This is a genomic window from Streptomyces sp. NPDC000594, from assembly GCF_040299965.1.
Classification (GTDB): Bacteria; Actinomycetota; Actinomycetes; order Streptomycetales; family Streptomycetaceae; genus Streptomyces.
Genome location: NZ_JBEPCY010000019.1, coordinates 46,221 through 60,244 on the forward strand (window position 1 = coordinate 46,221; position 14,024 = coordinate 60,244).

The 14,024-nt window shown below is 70.1% G+C and carries 17 protein-coding genes; 10 read left to right on the plus strand and 7 right to left on the minus strand.

Annotation, left to right across the window (positions count from 1 at the left end):
* Positions 1 to 158 precede the first annotated feature (158 nt).
* Positions 159 to 749 carry a lytic polysaccharide monooxygenase auxiliary activity family 9 protein gene (locus ABT354_RS24200; protein ID WP_351497236.1) on the plus strand — a complete coding sequence of 197 codons (591 nt, stop codon included), beginning with the start codon at positions 159 to 161 and terminating at the stop codon, positions 747 to 749.
* Between the two features lie 124 nt (positions 750 to 873).
* On the opposite strand, the gene ABT354_RS24205 is transcribed toward ABT354_RS24200, so the two are convergent.
* On the minus strand, positions 874 to 2,325 hold the full coding sequence (locus tag ABT354_RS24205) for a polysaccharide lyase 6 family protein (RefSeq protein ID WP_351497238.1): 1,452 nt from the start codon (positions 2,323 to 2,325) through the stop codon (positions 874 to 876).
* 208 nt (positions 2,326 to 2,533) lie between these two features.
* Between ABT354_RS24205 and ABT354_RS24210 the strand changes: the two genes are divergently transcribed.
* Entirely contained in the window at positions 2,534 to 2,848 is a 315-nt protein-coding gene (locus tag ABT354_RS24210; RefSeq protein WP_351497240.1) for a CPCC family cysteine-rich protein, read from the plus strand.
* The gene (locus ABT354_RS24215; protein WP_351497242.1) at positions 2,833 to 3,270 is read left to right on the plus strand and encodes a P-loop NTPase family protein; all 438 of its coding nucleotides are present in this window, start codon (positions 2,833 to 2,835) and stop codon (positions 3,268 to 3,270) included. The genes ABT354_RS24210 and ABT354_RS24215 overlap by 16 nt, the downstream gene beginning before the upstream one ends.
* 528 nt (positions 3,271 to 3,798) lie before the next feature.
* Here ABT354_RS24215 and ABT354_RS24220 read toward each other — a convergent pair.
* On the minus strand, positions 3,799 to 4,041 hold the full coding sequence (locus ABT354_RS24220; RefSeq protein WP_351497244.1) for a hypothetical protein: 243 nt from the start codon (positions 4,039 to 4,041) through the stop codon (positions 3,799 to 3,801).
* A 538-nt stretch (positions 4,042 to 4,579) separates the two neighbouring features.
* Between ABT354_RS24220 and ABT354_RS24225 the strand changes: the two genes are divergently transcribed.
* The gene (locus ABT354_RS24225; protein WP_351497393.1) at positions 4,580 to 5,410 is read left to right on the plus strand and encodes a helix-turn-helix domain-containing protein; all 831 of its coding nucleotides are present in this window, start codon (positions 4,580 to 4,582) and stop codon (positions 5,408 to 5,410) included.
* Positions 5,407 to 5,616, plus strand: a complete 210-nt coding sequence (locus tag ABT354_RS24230) for a DUF397 domain-containing protein (protein WP_351497246.1) — start codon at positions 5,407 to 5,409, stop codon at positions 5,614 to 5,616. The genes ABT354_RS24225 and ABT354_RS24230 overlap by 4 nt, the downstream gene beginning before the upstream one ends.
* A 49-nt stretch (positions 5,617 to 5,665) precedes the next feature.
* Here the strand turns inward: ABT354_RS24230 and ABT354_RS24235 are convergent, their stop codons facing one another.
* The 4 genes from ABT354_RS24235 to ABT354_RS24250 form a co-directional block, all read right to left on the minus strand.
* Positions 5,666 to 5,998: a hypothetical protein gene (locus ABT354_RS24235; protein ID WP_351497248.1), complete on the minus strand. Its 333-nt coding sequence runs from the start codon at positions 5,996 to 5,998 to the stop codon at positions 5,666 to 5,668.
* On the minus strand, positions 5,964 to 6,188 hold the full coding sequence (locus ABT354_RS24240) for a hypothetical protein (RefSeq protein ID WP_351497250.1): 225 nt from the start codon (positions 6,186 to 6,188) through the stop codon (positions 5,964 to 5,966). The genes ABT354_RS24235 and ABT354_RS24240 overlap by 35 nt, the downstream gene beginning before the upstream one ends.
* Positions 6,189 to 6,289: 101 nt before the next feature.
* Entirely contained in the window at positions 6,290 to 6,964 is a 675-nt protein-coding gene (locus ABT354_RS24245; RefSeq protein ID WP_351497252.1) for a formylglycine-generating enzyme family protein, read from the minus strand.
* A gap of 291 nt (positions 6,965 to 7,255) precedes the next feature.
* A complete protein-coding gene (locus tag ABT354_RS24250) occupies positions 7,256 to 8,608 on the minus strand; it encodes a helix-turn-helix domain-containing protein (RefSeq protein WP_351497254.1) in 1,353 nt (450 codons plus the stop codon).
* 275 nt (positions 8,609 to 8,883) lie between these two features.
* Here ABT354_RS24250 and ABT354_RS24255 point away from each other — a divergent pair, with 275 nt between their 5' ends.
* The 5 genes from ABT354_RS24255 (at position 8,884) to ABT354_RS24275 (ending at position 12,802) form a co-directional block, all read left to right on the plus strand.
* Entirely contained in the window at positions 8,884 to 9,045 is a 162-nt protein-coding gene (locus ABT354_RS24255) for a hypothetical protein (RefSeq protein ID WP_351497256.1), read from the plus strand.
* 115 nt (positions 9,046 to 9,160) lie between these two features.
* Positions 9,161 to 10,990, plus strand: a complete 1,830-nt coding sequence (locus tag ABT354_RS24260; RefSeq protein WP_351497258.1) for an albusnodin/ikarugamycin family macrolactam cyclase — start codon at positions 9,161 to 9,163, stop codon at positions 10,988 to 10,990.
* Positions 10,977 to 11,279 carry a PqqD family peptide modification chaperone gene (locus ABT354_RS24265; RefSeq protein WP_351497260.1) on the plus strand — a complete coding sequence of 101 codons (303 nt, stop codon included), beginning with the start codon at positions 10,977 to 10,979 and terminating at the stop codon, positions 11,277 to 11,279. The genes ABT354_RS24260 and ABT354_RS24265 overlap by 14 nt, the downstream gene beginning before the upstream one ends.
* On the plus strand, positions 11,276 to 11,698 hold the full coding sequence (locus tag ABT354_RS24270) for a lasso peptide biosynthesis B2 protein (RefSeq protein WP_351497262.1): 423 nt from the start codon (positions 11,276 to 11,278) through the stop codon (positions 11,696 to 11,698). The genes ABT354_RS24265 and ABT354_RS24270 overlap by 4 nt, the downstream gene beginning before the upstream one ends.
* A 66-nt stretch (positions 11,699 to 11,764) precedes the next feature.
* A complete protein-coding gene (locus ABT354_RS24275) occupies positions 11,765 to 12,802 on the plus strand; it encodes a protein-L-isoaspartate O-methyltransferase family protein (RefSeq protein WP_351497264.1) in 1,038 nt (345 codons plus the stop codon).
* 434 nt (positions 12,803 to 13,236) lie between these two features.
* Here ABT354_RS24275 and ABT354_RS24280 read toward each other — a convergent pair whose 3' ends face one another.
* Entirely contained in the window at positions 13,237 to 13,983 is a 747-nt protein-coding gene (locus tag ABT354_RS24280) for a phosphotransferase family protein (RefSeq protein WP_351497266.1), read from the minus strand.
* Between the last annotated feature and the right edge of the window lie 41 nt (positions 13,984 to 14,024).

A 14,024-nucleotide genomic window follows, 5' to 3' on the forward strand; every position in this document is an offset into this window, starting at 1 on the left:
ACGCATGCACGGCGGCCCCTGGTCCAACCACGGCCCGCCGCAGGGGACTTGGTCTAGACCTGACGTCGACCGGCGGCTACGCTCGGCCTTGGTCTAGACCGCACTGCTTGTCGCCATCCCCCCACCCTGGCGACCCCCACACCTCCCCAGGAGCGAGCATGCGCAACAGGATCACATCCGTTCTGATCGGCCTCGGTGTCCTCGGCGGCACCCTGGTCGCCGGTTCCGGCAGCGCGCAGGGACACGGTTACGCCGATAACGTCGTCAGCCGGCAGCAGCTCTGCGCCACCGGAGTGGTGCAGAACTGCGGGCAGATCCAATGGGAGCCGGAGAGCGTCGAGGGGTACAAGGGCTTCCCCAGCGCCGGCCCCGCCGACGGCAAGATCTGTGCCGGAGGCAATGGCCGCTTCTCCGAGCTGGACGCGCCGCGCAACGGCGCCTGGCCCACCACCCAGCTGGGCTCCGGCCAGAGCCACACCTTCAGCTGGTGGATCAAGGTCCGGCATGCCACCAGCGACTTCCGGTACTACATCACCAAGGACGGGTACGACCCCACCAAGCCGCTGACCAGGGCCGACCTGGAGCCGCAGCCCTTCCTCACCGTCCCGTTCGGCGGGGCGCGCCCGGCGACCAAGGTCACGCACACCGGAACGCTGCCGCGCAAGACGGGGCGGCATCTGATCCTCGGTGTCTGGACGGTCGCGGACACGCAGAACGCGTTCTACGCCTGCTCCGATGTGAAGTTCTGAGCACCTGAACTTCTGAGCGCCTGAAGTTCCGAGCATCTGAAGTTACGAGTACCTGAGCAACTGACACCGCTCCGGTACGGGTCGCCGCGTGGCCACCCGTACCGGAGCGGCGCTCATTCCGTCGTCACGCCGCGTTCGGGCCGACGTCGGTGGCGGTCAGCGGGGAGCGGACCGGTACCGCCGTCGAGTACTGGTCCGAGCCGATGTCACGGCTGCTGCCCCGCAGATGGCCGTCGAGGTCGTCGGTCACCGCGTGGGACGTGGCCACGGCCGCGCCGATGGCCGGGCTGTTCGACGCGAGACGGAACACCCCGTCGGTCCCCTGCTGAAGACGGGGGTCGGTACGGACGAAGCCGCCCGCGGGGATGTTGCCGTTGGTCGCGCTGCCCCAGAGCAGGTTGCCCTGCCAGGTGAAGCCGGTGTTGTGTCCCATCTCGACCAGGCCGCCCGAGCCGCCGACCAGGATGTTGTTGCTGAGGACCACGTTCCGGGGCTCATGGGGGCGCTCGGGGTGGTTCTCGCCCGCGACACAACGCCAGTTGTTGACCAGGGTGTTGTGGGTGATCAGAGCCCGGTCGACGGCGTCGTTGGCCTGCTGCTCCTGCTCCGAGTCGCCCGGGAGGTGGTCACGGGCCGAACCGCTGCCGATCACCAGGGCACGCTTGGTCAGTCCGGTCAGATGGTTGTTGAAGACCTTGTGGTCGTTGCCGTAGAGGCGGATGCCCTCGACGCCGCCGATGAGGTGGTTGCCGTGCACGAGCGAGCCGTTGCCGTGGCGCAGCACGATGCCGCCCTTGCAGGTGCGGAGGGTGTTGTAGCGGATGAAGTTGCCGCACGACTTCACCGAGACGGCCTCGTTGTCGCCATTGCACTCCTCGAAGAGGTTGTACTCCACGATGGCCCCGGCGTTGTCGAGCGCCCGGTGGCTGGCGCCCAGGCGGATGGCCTCGCCGCCGCTGGTGCCGCCGTAGCTGTGGCGGGCGAAGTGGTTGCGGAAGATGTGGAGGCCCTTGACCATCGTCTTCCTGTCGGGGTCGACCGGGGCGTCGGGGCCGTCGGCGACGAGGAAACACCCCTCGGTGGTGCGGTCGTGGAAGAAGCTGCGGTCGATCTTGACGTTGTCCGCCTTCACCACGACCCAGTCGCGGCCGGCGACATCGGCGTGCTGGATGTCGTTGCGGGTGAGCCGGATGTCGGAGCAGTCCGCCGGGATCACCAGGGTCTGGTTCTGGCGGAAGGCGAACCCGCTGATGGTGATGCCGTGGGAGTTGCTGAGGACAAAGCCCCGCTCGCCCTGGAGCACGGCGCCGCCCCGGTTCTGGGAGACGATGGTGATGTGGTTGCCGGTGGCGTTCTTGCCCGAGATCCGGATGCCGTTGGTGGGTACGGTGTACGTGCCGTTGGCCAGCACGATCCGGTCGCCGGGCGCGGCACGGTCGATCTCCCGCTGGAGGTCGGCGATGGAGCTGACGGTCACGGTGGCGGCGTGGGCGCCGGTCGTGGTGAGGGCGGTGACCGGCGCGGCGGCGAAGGCCGCGCCGAGCAGGGTGCCGGTGAGGAAGGTACGTCGCTGCATGATGCCTCTCCTGCCTGGGGAGCCTGGTGGGCCTCCCGTGGACCCGGGCCCGCTGTCGGAACCCGCTTCAGCGGGCCCATGTCATGGGCCCGCCAGGAGGAAGGAGGGGTTCCGGGTCATTCCCGTTCCATGATCGCCCCCATGGATTCAGGAGGCCCTGCGGGAAATCGGTTCGATCACTCCGACATGCGGACATAGTCTCGGGGGCGTGGATGAGATCGACCAGCAGATCCTGGCCGAACTTACCGAACTGGCCGAACTTGCCGAACTCGATGCGCTGGGCGCGGCGTGCGCGCGCGGGGAGTACGTGCCTCTCCCGGTGAACACCCTGCCGCCGCCGCCCGAGGGCTGGTTCCCCTGCCCCTGCTGCGGGCACCAGATGTTCGGCGGGCTCGGGGAGTACGAGATCTGCGCGGTGTGCAACGTGGAGGCCCGCCTACTGGCGCCGGAACGAGCCGCCCACCGGGCAGTTCTTCACTCCGCACTGGTGAGACGGGAGCGGCTTAGATGGAGCGGATCGTGATCCTCGGCCGGGGCGGTGCGGGCAAGTCGACGCTCGCGCGGCGGCTGGGGGAGGTGACCGGGCTGCCGGTGGTCGAGCTGGACCGGATCTTCTGGGCGCGGGGCGCTTCGGGGCTGCCGCCCGGGGAGTGGGCCGCCGCCCAGCGGGACCTCGTCGGGGAGCCCCGCTGGATCCTGGACGGGGATCTCGGCCCGTACGACCGGCCCGGCATCCGGCTGGCGGCGGCGGACACCGTCGTCCTGCTGGACTTCCCCTTCTGGCGGTGCGCCTGGCGGGCGCTGGGGAGGGCGCCGGAGCGGGCGGACTTCTGGGAGTGGGTGTGGGCGTACCGGAGGCGGAACGCTTGGCCGGCGCGGGAGGGGTGGTATGTCCTGCGGAGCCCGCGTGAGGTGCGGGGGTTTGTGGCGCGAGTGGCACGGTAGGCCCGTGGTCAGAGCCAGCCTCTGGGGCCCCCGGACGAGGGCCTCAAAATCCAGCCTCGTGGGGGTCCCCCCGGACGGAGTCTGGGGGAGTTTGAGGCGCGGGGGCCTCAAGAATCAGCCCCTCCGGCGTTTGAGGAGCGGGGTTCGGGGCTGGCCCCGACGTGTGCCCGAGCCGACTCGGGCCTCGGGTCCGTCCTCAATCGCCGGACGGGCTGAATTTGCCCGACCGTCCACCCGAGGCTGCTCGGGGCCAAGGTCCGTCCTCAAACTCCCCCAGACTTCGTCCGGGGGGACCCCCATCCGGCTGAGTTTGTGCGGGCAGCCCTTACCTAGGGGGCTTGGGGCGAGGTGACTCGCAAGCGCGGGGGCGGTGGCCTCCGGGCTCACCTCCTCGGGGCCGGCAGACTGAGGAGAAGGTCTAGCTCGGGGGTCGTCCGCCGGTCCCCTGCGGGGGCGACCCTGCACCCCCCGACCTCGTTGCACGAGGCCAAGGGCGCCTGGGGCGCGGGCAGACCGCGACGGGAGGGGTCAGAGAAGGTCCGGCTCGGGCGTCTCGTGCTCGTGGGACCAGCGGGCGGTCTTCCGCGCCTCGGCCATCTCGGCGTCGGTGGCCAGGAGGTGGTCCAGCTTTCCGGCTCGGGCGTCGGTGATGAAGACGGTGAGGGCGACCCGGGACACGATCAGCGCGGGCTGGGGGCTGTCGCAGTCCCGCAGCCGGATCATGCGGAGGCCGTACGGTCCGTCGGGTGCTGGTGTCGCGTTGAGGGACATGGGTGTCTCCCTGAGGGTGAGGTGGGGGTGGGTTCTACGAGTGGGCCCCGGCCGTCCGTGCGGGGGTGAACGGCCGGGGCCCGGAGGGCCCGCCCAGAGCAGGGGTGAGGGCGGACCCGCTTGAAGCCGCCCTCCGTGGCCCGGAGAGGATCACCGCTGAACCAGCGGGCCACGGAGGACGGGGCTTTAGAGCCTGTCGGCCAAGCCCAAGGTGTGCAGACCGACCGAGAACGACCACGCCGCGAGCATCGCCACGGTCCCGGCTATCGACCTGCCTCGTCGCTCTCGCACGCATGTGCCTTTCTGACCGTGTCGTGGAACGGACCGAACCGCGCACGGAGTTCGTGATCACGGCGTATTCGCAGGCGGAGGGCCAGAAGCAGAGGACTGTCCCCGACGGGCTCAATCGGGCGCGGGGGCGGCTGACTCACCACGAGAACTCCTCTCCGTAGCCGTTCCGCTACCAAGTGAGTTCAGCGTGCTCTAGAGTCTGCTTGCTATCAACTTGTCGACGCTGCTTGATAAGGCAGGTTTGTGGATGGTGAATCGAAAGGAACTCGACCCCGAGAAATCACCTGAGGCTGCCTTCGGACAAGTCTTACGCAGCTTGAGGGATGAGCACGGCTGGACACAGGAGCAGTTGGGAGATCGGCTCGGGTGCACCGGGGCGCACATCTCCGCCGTTGAAAATGGTCGACGCCCGGCAACTCACCAATTTGCTAAGCGTGCCGACAGAGTGTTCGGGACAGATGGGCGGCTCGAACGCCAGAGTCAGGCCGCGCGGTACACAGCCCTGTTGGAAGGGCTCCCGGAGTATCTGAGACAGGAAGCGCGGGCCGCAGAGATCAGGCTCTATGAGGTCGGCGTGATACCTGGGCTGCTTCAGACATCGGCATACGCGGCAGCCATTGAAGACCAAGAGGTCAGGCGCGGGGCGGCCACGCCCGAGCAGGCCGACGAACGGGTCGCTCTCATTGAGAAACGGCAAGCCACGCTGATGCGGACGCCACCACCGCTGATCCTGGTGGTTCTGGATGAGAGCTGTCTCCGTCGCCCTGTCGGCGGCCTCACGGTCATGAGGCCCCAGCTCACTCGGTTGCTTGAGTTCGCCGAACTACCGAACACCTCGATGCAGGTGGCCCCTTTCACGATGGCGGAGCGCAGACCGTACAGCCTGCCCATCACCATCCTGACGCTTCCGGACCGCTCGCTCATGGCCTACTCGCAGTCATCGCAGCGTGGGCACCTTGAGCGCGATGGTGATGCGGTGCTTCCGATGCTCGCCGCTTACCATCAGTTGCAGGTGGGAGCACTGTCGCACGACGCTTCTGTCGCCATGATCCAAAAGCTACGAAAGGGCACTCCGTGACGAGCGAATCCCCTTCTCTCCACTGGTTCAAGTCGAGTTACAGCGGTCAGGGCGGACAGTGCGTCGAGATCACCGCCGATCTTGCCCTCTCGCATGGCATCGTTCCGGTCCGGGACAGCAAGCGCCCCGACGGCCCCGTCCTGATGGTCACCGCGACCGCCTTCGCCGGCCTGGTCGCCCTCGCCCGTACCGGCGCCCAGCTGTAAAGCACAAAAACGGCCCCGCCCCCGAGAGGGAGCGGGGCCGTCCGCCGCTTCAGACAGACAGGGGCGGCGGCGCGGGGACCACCGCCGGGGTGGACATACCGTTCTCGTCCAGTGCGAGGGCATCCAGCTCGACACCGCGGATCAGGACACCCGGGAACTCCTCGAAGAAGCCCAGCGCTTCCGCGATGGCCTCCGTCAGCGTCCCGGCCTCGAAGGAGCACCAGAACTCCGCCGTGTCCGGCCCCTCGACCAGACCGATCCGTCCATCGTTGAACCGGTCGAGACCCGCCAGGGTGTCGGACTGCTCCTCGGTGAGCGCGTCCTTCAGATGCAGGGTGAAGTACCACTTACGCACAGGTGCGGTGCTGCCGGGTGAATGCATCGATCTTGTTCGCCTCGTCTCCTGGGCTCTGGGGAGTGCAATGAACGGTGTAGCGCCTGGTGCACGGACAACAGATGACGAAGCCCCAGTTGTGCCGGTTCTTCGCGTGGGTCACCTTGAGGCCCGCCGCCTCCGCACGCCTCAACGCCGCCTCGACGTCCTTCTTCTGATGCCGGTCTCCGAGTGCCATGTCACCACGTCCTACGCCCATGGGCCCGCGGAAGTCCCCGAACCGGACGCGAACCGTCCGAACGAGCTACCCGAGCGGACGGGCGTCGCCCACGACATGGATCAGCGCACGACCGAACGCGCCACGCGGAACCCCACATCGTCGACCTGGAAGGTCGGATGGCTGCGGCGCCGCGCGGAGGCCCGGCAGCTCCAGTGCTCATCGAACCAGCCGCCGCCACGGAGCACCCGGTAGGCGCCGTAGACCTCGGCGTCGTACACGTCCCAACACCAGTCCCAGACGTTGCCGAGCATGTCGTGGAGCCCCCACGGGTTGGGGCGTTTGCCGCCCACCTCGCGGAGGCGCTCGTGGGAGTTGCCGCGGTACCAGCCGATCTCGTCCAGTTCCCCGTACCGCGGCCCGGTCGTCCCGGCGCGGCAGGCGTGCTCCCACTCGGCTTCGGTCGGCAGCCGGTACCCGTCGGCGGAGGTGTCCCACTCGATGTCCTCGGCGTCGACACGGAAGTGGTACGCGGGGGTGAGGCCGGCGGACCGGGACAGGTCGTTGCAGAACCGCGCCGCGTCCCACCAGGAGACGCACTCGACGGGCAACCGGTCCCCAGGGGTGGCACTGGGCCGCCGGCCGGTGATCTGTGTGTACAGCGCCTGGGTGACCGGGGATGCCGCGAGCCGGTAGGGCGCGAGTTCGACCGACCAACTGCGCTGGGTCCGCCGGTCCGACAGCGTCACCTGACCCGGCAGGATGGCGATCATCTCGTTCCCCGTCATCACGTCCATGATGAGGGATCCTAACGATCGCCCAATCTGCCCAGATGTCGTACCGACTCGCCCCCGTCGTAGGTGACTTCGACCGCCTGTGAGGCTGGGCCGAGGGAGTGCCCGGGGCGGTGGTCGCCCCGCTCGGGCAACGCATGGGGCCGCAGCCCAGCGAGGCTGATCCCCGCCACCGCTGGGCGGCTGGAGACAACCTCGCCGCGCGCTCGCCGCCCGTGAGACAGGAGCGTCGCGGTGGACGCGGGCGACGGCGATCCGCTGCCCACACCGCAGGAGACCGGCGGGGCGAGGAAGTCAGGCGGCCATCACCACGGCGACGCGTTCCCGGAAGTCCCGTACGGCTGGAACGCGGAGGTGTCCGGTCATGGATGCCGCGAGGTCGCGGACATGGTCGGTGCTGCGGGCCGAGTTGAGCATTTCGAGAAGGCTGAGGGCCTGCATACCGGTGTCGCAGGCCGCGTCGACGGCTCCCTGCTGGTACTGGGCGGAGGCCATGCGAGAGAGATAGAGGGCGTGCGTGCGAACGTAGCCGGGGCCGTAGGCGGCGTCGGCCTCGGTGAACTTGGTCTGTGCTTCGGCGGGACGGCCGAGATCGAGCAGGCACGACCCGGTGAGCATGTCGATCTCGGACTTCTCCACCCAGTAGGCCCAGGCGGGGTCGTTGTCACGGCGCCCGGCGCCGAGGTGGTCCAGGGCATCGTTCAGCGCGCGGTAGCACGCGCGGGCGTCGCCCGCCTTGGCCAGGGCTCGGGCCTGGCGGGCGGACAGCATGGCGTCCACCACGGGAGTGCTGTGCCCGCGGACGGCCGCCTGGGCGGTACGGATCATGGCGTCGGCATCGCGGGGGTTGCCGACCGAGTAGTGCTGGATGGCGGCGAACCCGGCGACGTTGGCGCCGAGCAGGACATCCCCGCTCGTGCGGGCGGCCCGCATCGCGGCGTTGAAGTATCTCTGAGCGGTGGCGTGGCGACCCGTGTCGAAGGTCATCCAGCCGCACATCCGGGCCAGGTCGGCGGCCTGCGCATGGAGGCGGCAGCCCTGATCACCGGTGTAGGAGCCGTACGCGAGAAGCCGGTGGGCGAGGGAGAGGTGGGCTTCCGCCTCGGTGATCAGGTCCCCGCCGCCGTAGGTGTCGTCGTCGCGCTGAAGGTCGGTGATGCGGTCCGCCAGGCGGTCGATCATCGAGGTGCTGACACGGCGCCCCTCCTGGGCCATGGCGTGAGCGATGTCGGGGTGGGCGGTGAGCCAGTCGTGCAGAAGAGTGGTCAGGGTGACACCGGAGACGAGGATGAACTTGCGACGGTCCATTCGGCCGCTCCTCAGCACGTCGTCGAGTACAGCCACGGTACCGGCGGCCGTCCAGGGCTGATACAGCTCCGGAAGGTCGGGGCCGGGGAGCCAGTGGGGCCACGGCATCGCCCGCCTGGTCCGCTCGTCCACGTCGAAGGCGATCGCGATCAGGCGCTGCGTGGCCTCGTCCGGGGTCCGGCCGTGCTCCCAGCAGGAGACGGTCTTCTTCGTCGTCGCCACATTGATCCGCACTCTCCGGCCGGCTCCCCGGATCCGCTCCGCGAGGGCCTGCTGGGACAGGCCGAACAGCGCTCGGGCATGGACGAGTGGGTGGTCGTTGTCCGCGCGACGGGACACCGAGACCTCCTGGGCCGGGACAAACGGACTGCTGCGGAGTACGGAATGCCGCGGAGTGTAGAAGCCCTGCCACGGGCCTGGAAAGAGCGTAAGGCCGGAAGCCCGGCGTGCCTCGGAAGAGGAGAACCGAGGGCTTGACAACGACCGGCGACGCCCTTGCGGGGGCTTCGCCTCGCCATGCCGGCAAGGGGATGTTGAAGGGGCACCCCGGTCGGGGGTGCACCACCAGGGTCGTACCGCTCGCGGCGCGGCTCCTTTTCCACCAGGAGGCCGGTATGGAAGGCAAGCACGAACCCGAGGACACCACGTCCGCCCCTGTCACTCCGCCGCCGGGCTACCAGCCGCCGGCCGTGCTGGACGCCGGCACCGTCGTCGGCGTGACGCTGGGCAAGAACACGTTCGACCGCGTGGACAACTCCCAGTACAAGGACAAGTGATCCAGCTCCGGGTCGGGTGAGCACGGGCCCGGCCACGGTCCCGGGCTCCGGTTCGTCGGCCCGTGCCGACGAACCGGAGCCCGTCTTCGTCCGACAGCCCAGAGAAGAGGAACGGATGCGGTGGAGTGCCGGGTGGCGGAGTACGTCGGGCGCTGTTGTCCAGCGGCCCAGAGGGGGCCGGGCCGTGCCGGGCACGGTCGGTGTGTGGACGGTCGGCTGGCCCTCCGACCGGATCCGGTCGGTCTCCGACGAGGGACTGACCCTCACCGTCATCGGCGAGTGCGGCGCCGCCGTCGGTGAGCTGAAGGACGCGCTGAGGCATGTACGGGAACACCGGTGGCACGCGCTGACCCGGTGGCCCGGCTCGTACCTGACCGTCGCCGCCCGCGGTTCGCTCACCGCCGTAGTCGGCGACCTCTCCGGACAGCACCCGGTGTACTGGCGGACCCTTGCGGACGGCGTCTGGTGGTCCACCGCCGCCACTCCGCTCGCCGCACTGGACCGGACCGGTCCCGACCCGGTGGCCCTGGCCGCGCACCTCGCCCACGCCCAGCCCGACACACTGCGTCGGAGCCTCTTCGGCACAGTGCGCCGGGTGCCGACCGGGTGGGTGCTGCTCCTCGATGACGGCGGGGCCCGCACACGTGCGTACGAGCCCGTCGAGTACCCGCAGGTGGACATCGAGACAGGCGCTCACCACCTGGCCCGGACCCTGCTGCTGGCGGTCTCCGCCCGCCTGGGCGAACATCGTGCCGTCAGCAGCGACCTCGCCGGACTCGACTCCACCACCCTCGCCTGTCTGGCAGCCCAGCACCGGCCCGTGACCGCCGTCACCTTCACCGACGACCGGATCGGCGACGACGACCTCGCCCACGCCCGTCGGACCGTCGCAGCCGTCCCCCGGATCTCCCATCGCCTGGCCACCGGCAGCGAGCACACCGTGATGTACGAGGGACTGTCCCACCCGCCCACCGACACACCCACGGCCTATACCGTCACCGCCGCCATCAAGCGCGCCACCCTCGCGCCCGTCGCTCCACAAGGGCCGGGCGTGCACTTCATCGGGGAAGCCGGGGACTGCGTCCTCTCCGCGTCCTCCTGCTACCTGGCCGATCTGTGGCGCACCGGCCCCCGCCGCCATGCCTGGCGGCACACCGTCGCCCATGCCCGGCTCTCCACCCGCGCTCCACTCACCGTGCTGCACCGGACCCTGCCCGCGGCCCGGGGCGGGCTCGCCGACTCATGGCACCGGGCCGCTGCCCTACTGCGGGGCGCCCCGCGGCCGTGGATTCCGCAAGCGGAGCGGTACCTGTCCTGGACCCCGCTGCTGGCCGGCGCGGACTGGATGGCTCCCGAACTCCGGCGCCGACTCGCAGACGCCCTGGACGAGCGTGCCGCCCATCTGTCCGACGGCCCCGACCGGATCGCCACCTGGTGGGACCGGCAGGACCTGGCCCGGATCGGAGCGGACCTGACCGGCTGGCGCAGCCTGGTGGAGGCGGACCACGGCCCGTCCTTCGAGCTGGCAGCGCCCTATCTCGACAACGAGGTCATCCGCGCCGCCCTGGCGGTCCCCGCCCACCGGCGCGGGGCCCCCGACCGGTACAAGCCTCTGCTGAGCGCGGCCTTCCCCGCCGGGCCGGTGCCCAGCTTTGTTCTGGAGCGCGTCACGAAGGGCGGGTTCAACGGGATGTCGTACGCCGGGTTCCGCCGGAACGCGGCTGCCCTGCGGACGCTGCTCGGCCCCGGATCCCGATTGGCCGATCTGGGGCTGATCACCCCTGCCCCGGTCCGCGAGCAACTGGACCGGGCCGTGGCCGGGCAGCCGGCTGCCCAAGGGGCCCTCCATCTCGCCGTCTCCGCCGAGGTATGGCTCCGCCAGCTGTCCACGTCCACCGACACCTGGTGGGCAGGGAAAGGAGCAGCCAACCGTGCGACTGCGTGAACACGCCCATCCGGTCCTCACCGACAACGGGGGCGCCATCCTGGACGAGCGCTCCGGCCGGTGGACCCACCTCACACCGACCGCCGCGGCGGCCCTTCTGGTCCTGTGCGCATCATCCACCCATGAGCAGGCCGTCGGGCAGTACGCCGCCCGGTACCCGATCACCCCCGGACAGGCCGACACCGACATCACCGCCGTCACCATCGCGCTCGCCACCGCCGGTCTCGCCGACACCGGTGGGTCGTGCCTCTCCGCCAACCGCCGCACCCGGCGGAGGTGGTGGTGGTGACCACCATCGAGGCGTACTCCACCACCCGAACAGGCACCCCGATCGAACGCGCCGCCGCCCGCCTCGGCCTGGCCGCCGCCGTGCTGTTGCTGCGCCTGCCGTTCCGGCACACCGTCCGCGCCGCCCGGCTCGCGCGGCGCCTCGGCCGCCGACCTCTCCTTCCGGGCCAGGGACAGACTCTGGTGGAAGCCGTGCGGCACAGCGGTCGCACCTGGCCCGTCAGAATCGCCTGCCTCGAAACCTCCCTCGGAGCCATGCTGGCCGCCGCCCTGCTCGGTTACGAGCTGACCTGGCACCTCGGCGCCCGCTTCGTCCCGCCGCCGACCGAGTACCACGCCTGGGCCGAAGTCCCCGGCCATGGCCCCGTCGGCGAATACACCGAGGCCGGCTGGTACCACCACACCGCTCTGCGGATCTGACCGTGTCCTCCGCTCGGCCGGAGCAGTTGAGCAACTCATCGGATCTTCACCCGCAGGAGTGAACGCGTGAACCTGATCGCCCCACCGGCACCCGCCGTCGCCCAAGCTGCCAGCGCCGTCCCCGAGCGCTCCTACACTCACCACGAAGCCCGGGGGGAGACAGCTCAGCGCTCCAACCCTGCCGTCATCCACCGCGAACTCACCAGCCTCCATGTGCCCGTGGGCGGTCGTGTCCTGGAGATCGGCACCGGGTCGGGCTACTCCAGCGCTCTGCTCGCCCGCCTCACCGGCCCTTCCGGCTCGGTCACCAGTGTCGACATCGATCCTTACCTCGCCCGCTGGGCCAACCTCATCCACCAGCAACACGGCCTCGACCATGTCCGCTGCCACCCGGGCGACGGCACCCTCGGGCACTCCGCCGGAGCACCCTACGACCGGGTGGTCGCCTGGTGCACCCCGCCTCTGCTCCCACGCACGTGGGTGGAGCAGATCGCAGACGGAGGACTGATCGTCACACCCCTGCCCATCGCACCGGTCCCCAAGCTGACCGTCGTTGCCACGATCCGCGTCACCGACGGTCGGCCTCACATCGAGGAGATCCGCCACGGCGGCTACGTCGAGACCAGCATGAGCGGGACCGAAACCGACTCCGACGTCCCTCTGCGCTGGGTGGACTGGGAGCATCGCCACCCGGAGACCGCCTGGATCTCCCTGGCCTGGCGTGACCGGGACGACTGGCAGAACACCGGTGCCCGTACCGCGCTCCAGCTCCTGCGGGGGGCGGCCCATCGCGAGCCGTACGACGGAGAGCCGATCGACTGGGCCTCGTGGCGCACCTTCGCCGCTTCCACCGGCGACCCGCGTCTGACCATGGCGAGCCTCACTCCGGACGCTCTGGCCCTGGGGCACACCACACCCTCGTCGGCTGCGGTCGTCCAGGACGACGGCACGATCATCGCCGACGCCTCTGACTCCCCGTCCCTGGTCACGCTTCGGACCTGGCTGACCTGCTGGGAGAGTGCCGGTCGGCCGGCGCCCGAGCGGCACACCCCGGTCCTCCTGCCGTGCGGCAGCGGCACCGGCTGGGCCCTGACCGTGTCCTGATCCCGCACGGCAGTCATGGGGCCGGGCCTTGCTGTCCTCCTCCTGGAACGGCCCGAAGTCCCGCTCCTGGTTGACCACCCGGTCGGTGACGCTCAGGTCCCCGTCCACCAGGACGCCCAGGAAGGCGTCCGGACTCCGCTTCGGCAGGCCTGTCCAGGTGTCGAGGGTGCGGAAGCCGAGCAGGAGATGACGTACCTCGGCCGGGCCCTCGACGAGAAGCACCTCGGCGTCGGCGCACGCGCCGTCCAGGCCGAAGGGTGAGCGCAGCCCATATCGCTCGTCCGCCTCGGCCAGCGTGATCGCCCTGATGTTCCTCATGCTGTCGTCCCTGTCGTCGCTCCACCGTGCTCGGCCGAGGCCGGGGCGCTCGCCGGTCAGGTCCGGTCAGGTCCGGTCAGGGAGGGACACCGGCGTGAGGTGCTGCGGTCGTAGCCTCACATCCGGGACCTCAGCACGTCGACCTCACAGCCCGGCGCGGACGGGTCGAAGCCGTGCTCGATCAGCCAGCGAACCGCCAGCAGGCTGCGCAGCGACCACCATGCGTGGATCACATCGAGGTCGACGTCGGTGCCATAGCCGGCGATGACATCGCCGAGGTGCTCCTCGTGTCCGAGGGTGAAGGTGGCGAGGTCGTACAGGGCATCGCCCCGGCCCGCCTCGGACCAGTCGATGATGCCGGTGACCTCGTCGCCGTCGAGGAAGACATGTGCGATCTGTAGGTCGCCGTGGGTGAACGCCGGAGTCCACGGCCGGAGCGCGGCCTCGGCGACCTGGCGGTTGCGGGTGACCAGGTCGGCGGGGAGGAGGCCGTTCGCCACGAGCAGTTCGCACTCGGTGTCGAGTTCCGCCGCGAGCGCGGCGCTGCTCCGGCCGGCCCGGCCGGGGCGGGGTGGCAGGGGTGCTTCGTGGAGCTTCCGGATGGCGGCGCCCGCCGCGGCCCACGCCGTGGGTGACCCGGTCGACGGACCGCCGAGGCGGCCGAGCGTCGTCCCCGGGAGTGCGGCGATCGCGAGTACGGGCGGCTTGCGCCACAGGACTTCCGGGGTCGGGACCGGCGCGAGGGACATCGCCTCGACCTCGGCGTCGACGCGCGCCTGATCGGCGTCCACCTTCAGGAAAACATCACCGACGCGCAGGGTCGCGCGCTCGGAATGGGCGACGACGACTTTCACTTCATCCATGGGCGACCAGTATCCCGGGGATGATCGCCGACGTCGCGGGA

Excerpts from the sequence above, each read along its gene's own strand:
- ABT354_RS24200 (WP_351497236.1), top strand. The coding sequence starts at position 159 with ATGCGCAACAGGATCACATCCGTTCTGATCGGCCTCGGTGTCCTCGGC.
- ABT354_RS24205 (WP_351497238.1), bottom strand. The coding sequence starts at position 2,325 with ATGCAGCGACGTACCTTCCTCACCGGCACCCTGCTCGGCGCGGCCTTC.
- ABT354_RS24215 (WP_351497242.1), top strand. The coding sequence starts at position 2,833 with ATGGAGCGGATCGTGATCCTCGGCCGGGGCGGTGCGGGCAAGTCGACG.
- ABT354_RS24220 (WP_351497244.1), bottom strand. The coding sequence starts at position 4,041 with ATGTCCCTCAACGCGACACCAGCACCCGACGGACCGTACGGCCTCCGC.
- ABT354_RS24225 (WP_351497393.1), top strand. The coding sequence starts at position 4,580 with ATGGTGAATCGAAAGGAACTCGACCCCGAGAAATCACCTGAGGCTGCC.
- ABT354_RS24235 (WP_351497248.1), bottom strand. The coding sequence starts at position 5,998 with ATGCATTCACCCGGCAGCACCGCACCTGTGCGTAAGTGGTACTTCACC.
- ABT354_RS24240 (WP_351497250.1), bottom strand. The coding sequence starts at position 6,188 with ATGGCACTCGGAGACCGGCATCAGAAGAAGGACGTCGAGGCGGCGTTG.
- ABT354_RS24245 (WP_351497252.1), bottom strand. The coding sequence starts at position 6,964 with ATGGACGTGATGACGGGGAACGAGATGATCGCCATCCTGCCGGGTCAG.
- ABT354_RS24255 (WP_351497256.1), top strand. The coding sequence starts at position 8,884 with ATGGAAGGCAAGCACGAACCCGAGGACACCACGTCCGCCCCTGTCACT.
- ABT354_RS24260 (WP_351497258.1), top strand. The coding sequence starts at position 9,161 with ATGCGGTGGAGTGCCGGGTGGCGGAGTACGTCGGGCGCTGTTGTCCAG.
- ABT354_RS24280 (WP_351497266.1), bottom strand. The coding sequence starts at position 13,983 with ATGGATGAAGTGAAAGTCGTCGTCGCCCATTCCGAGCGCGCGACCCTG.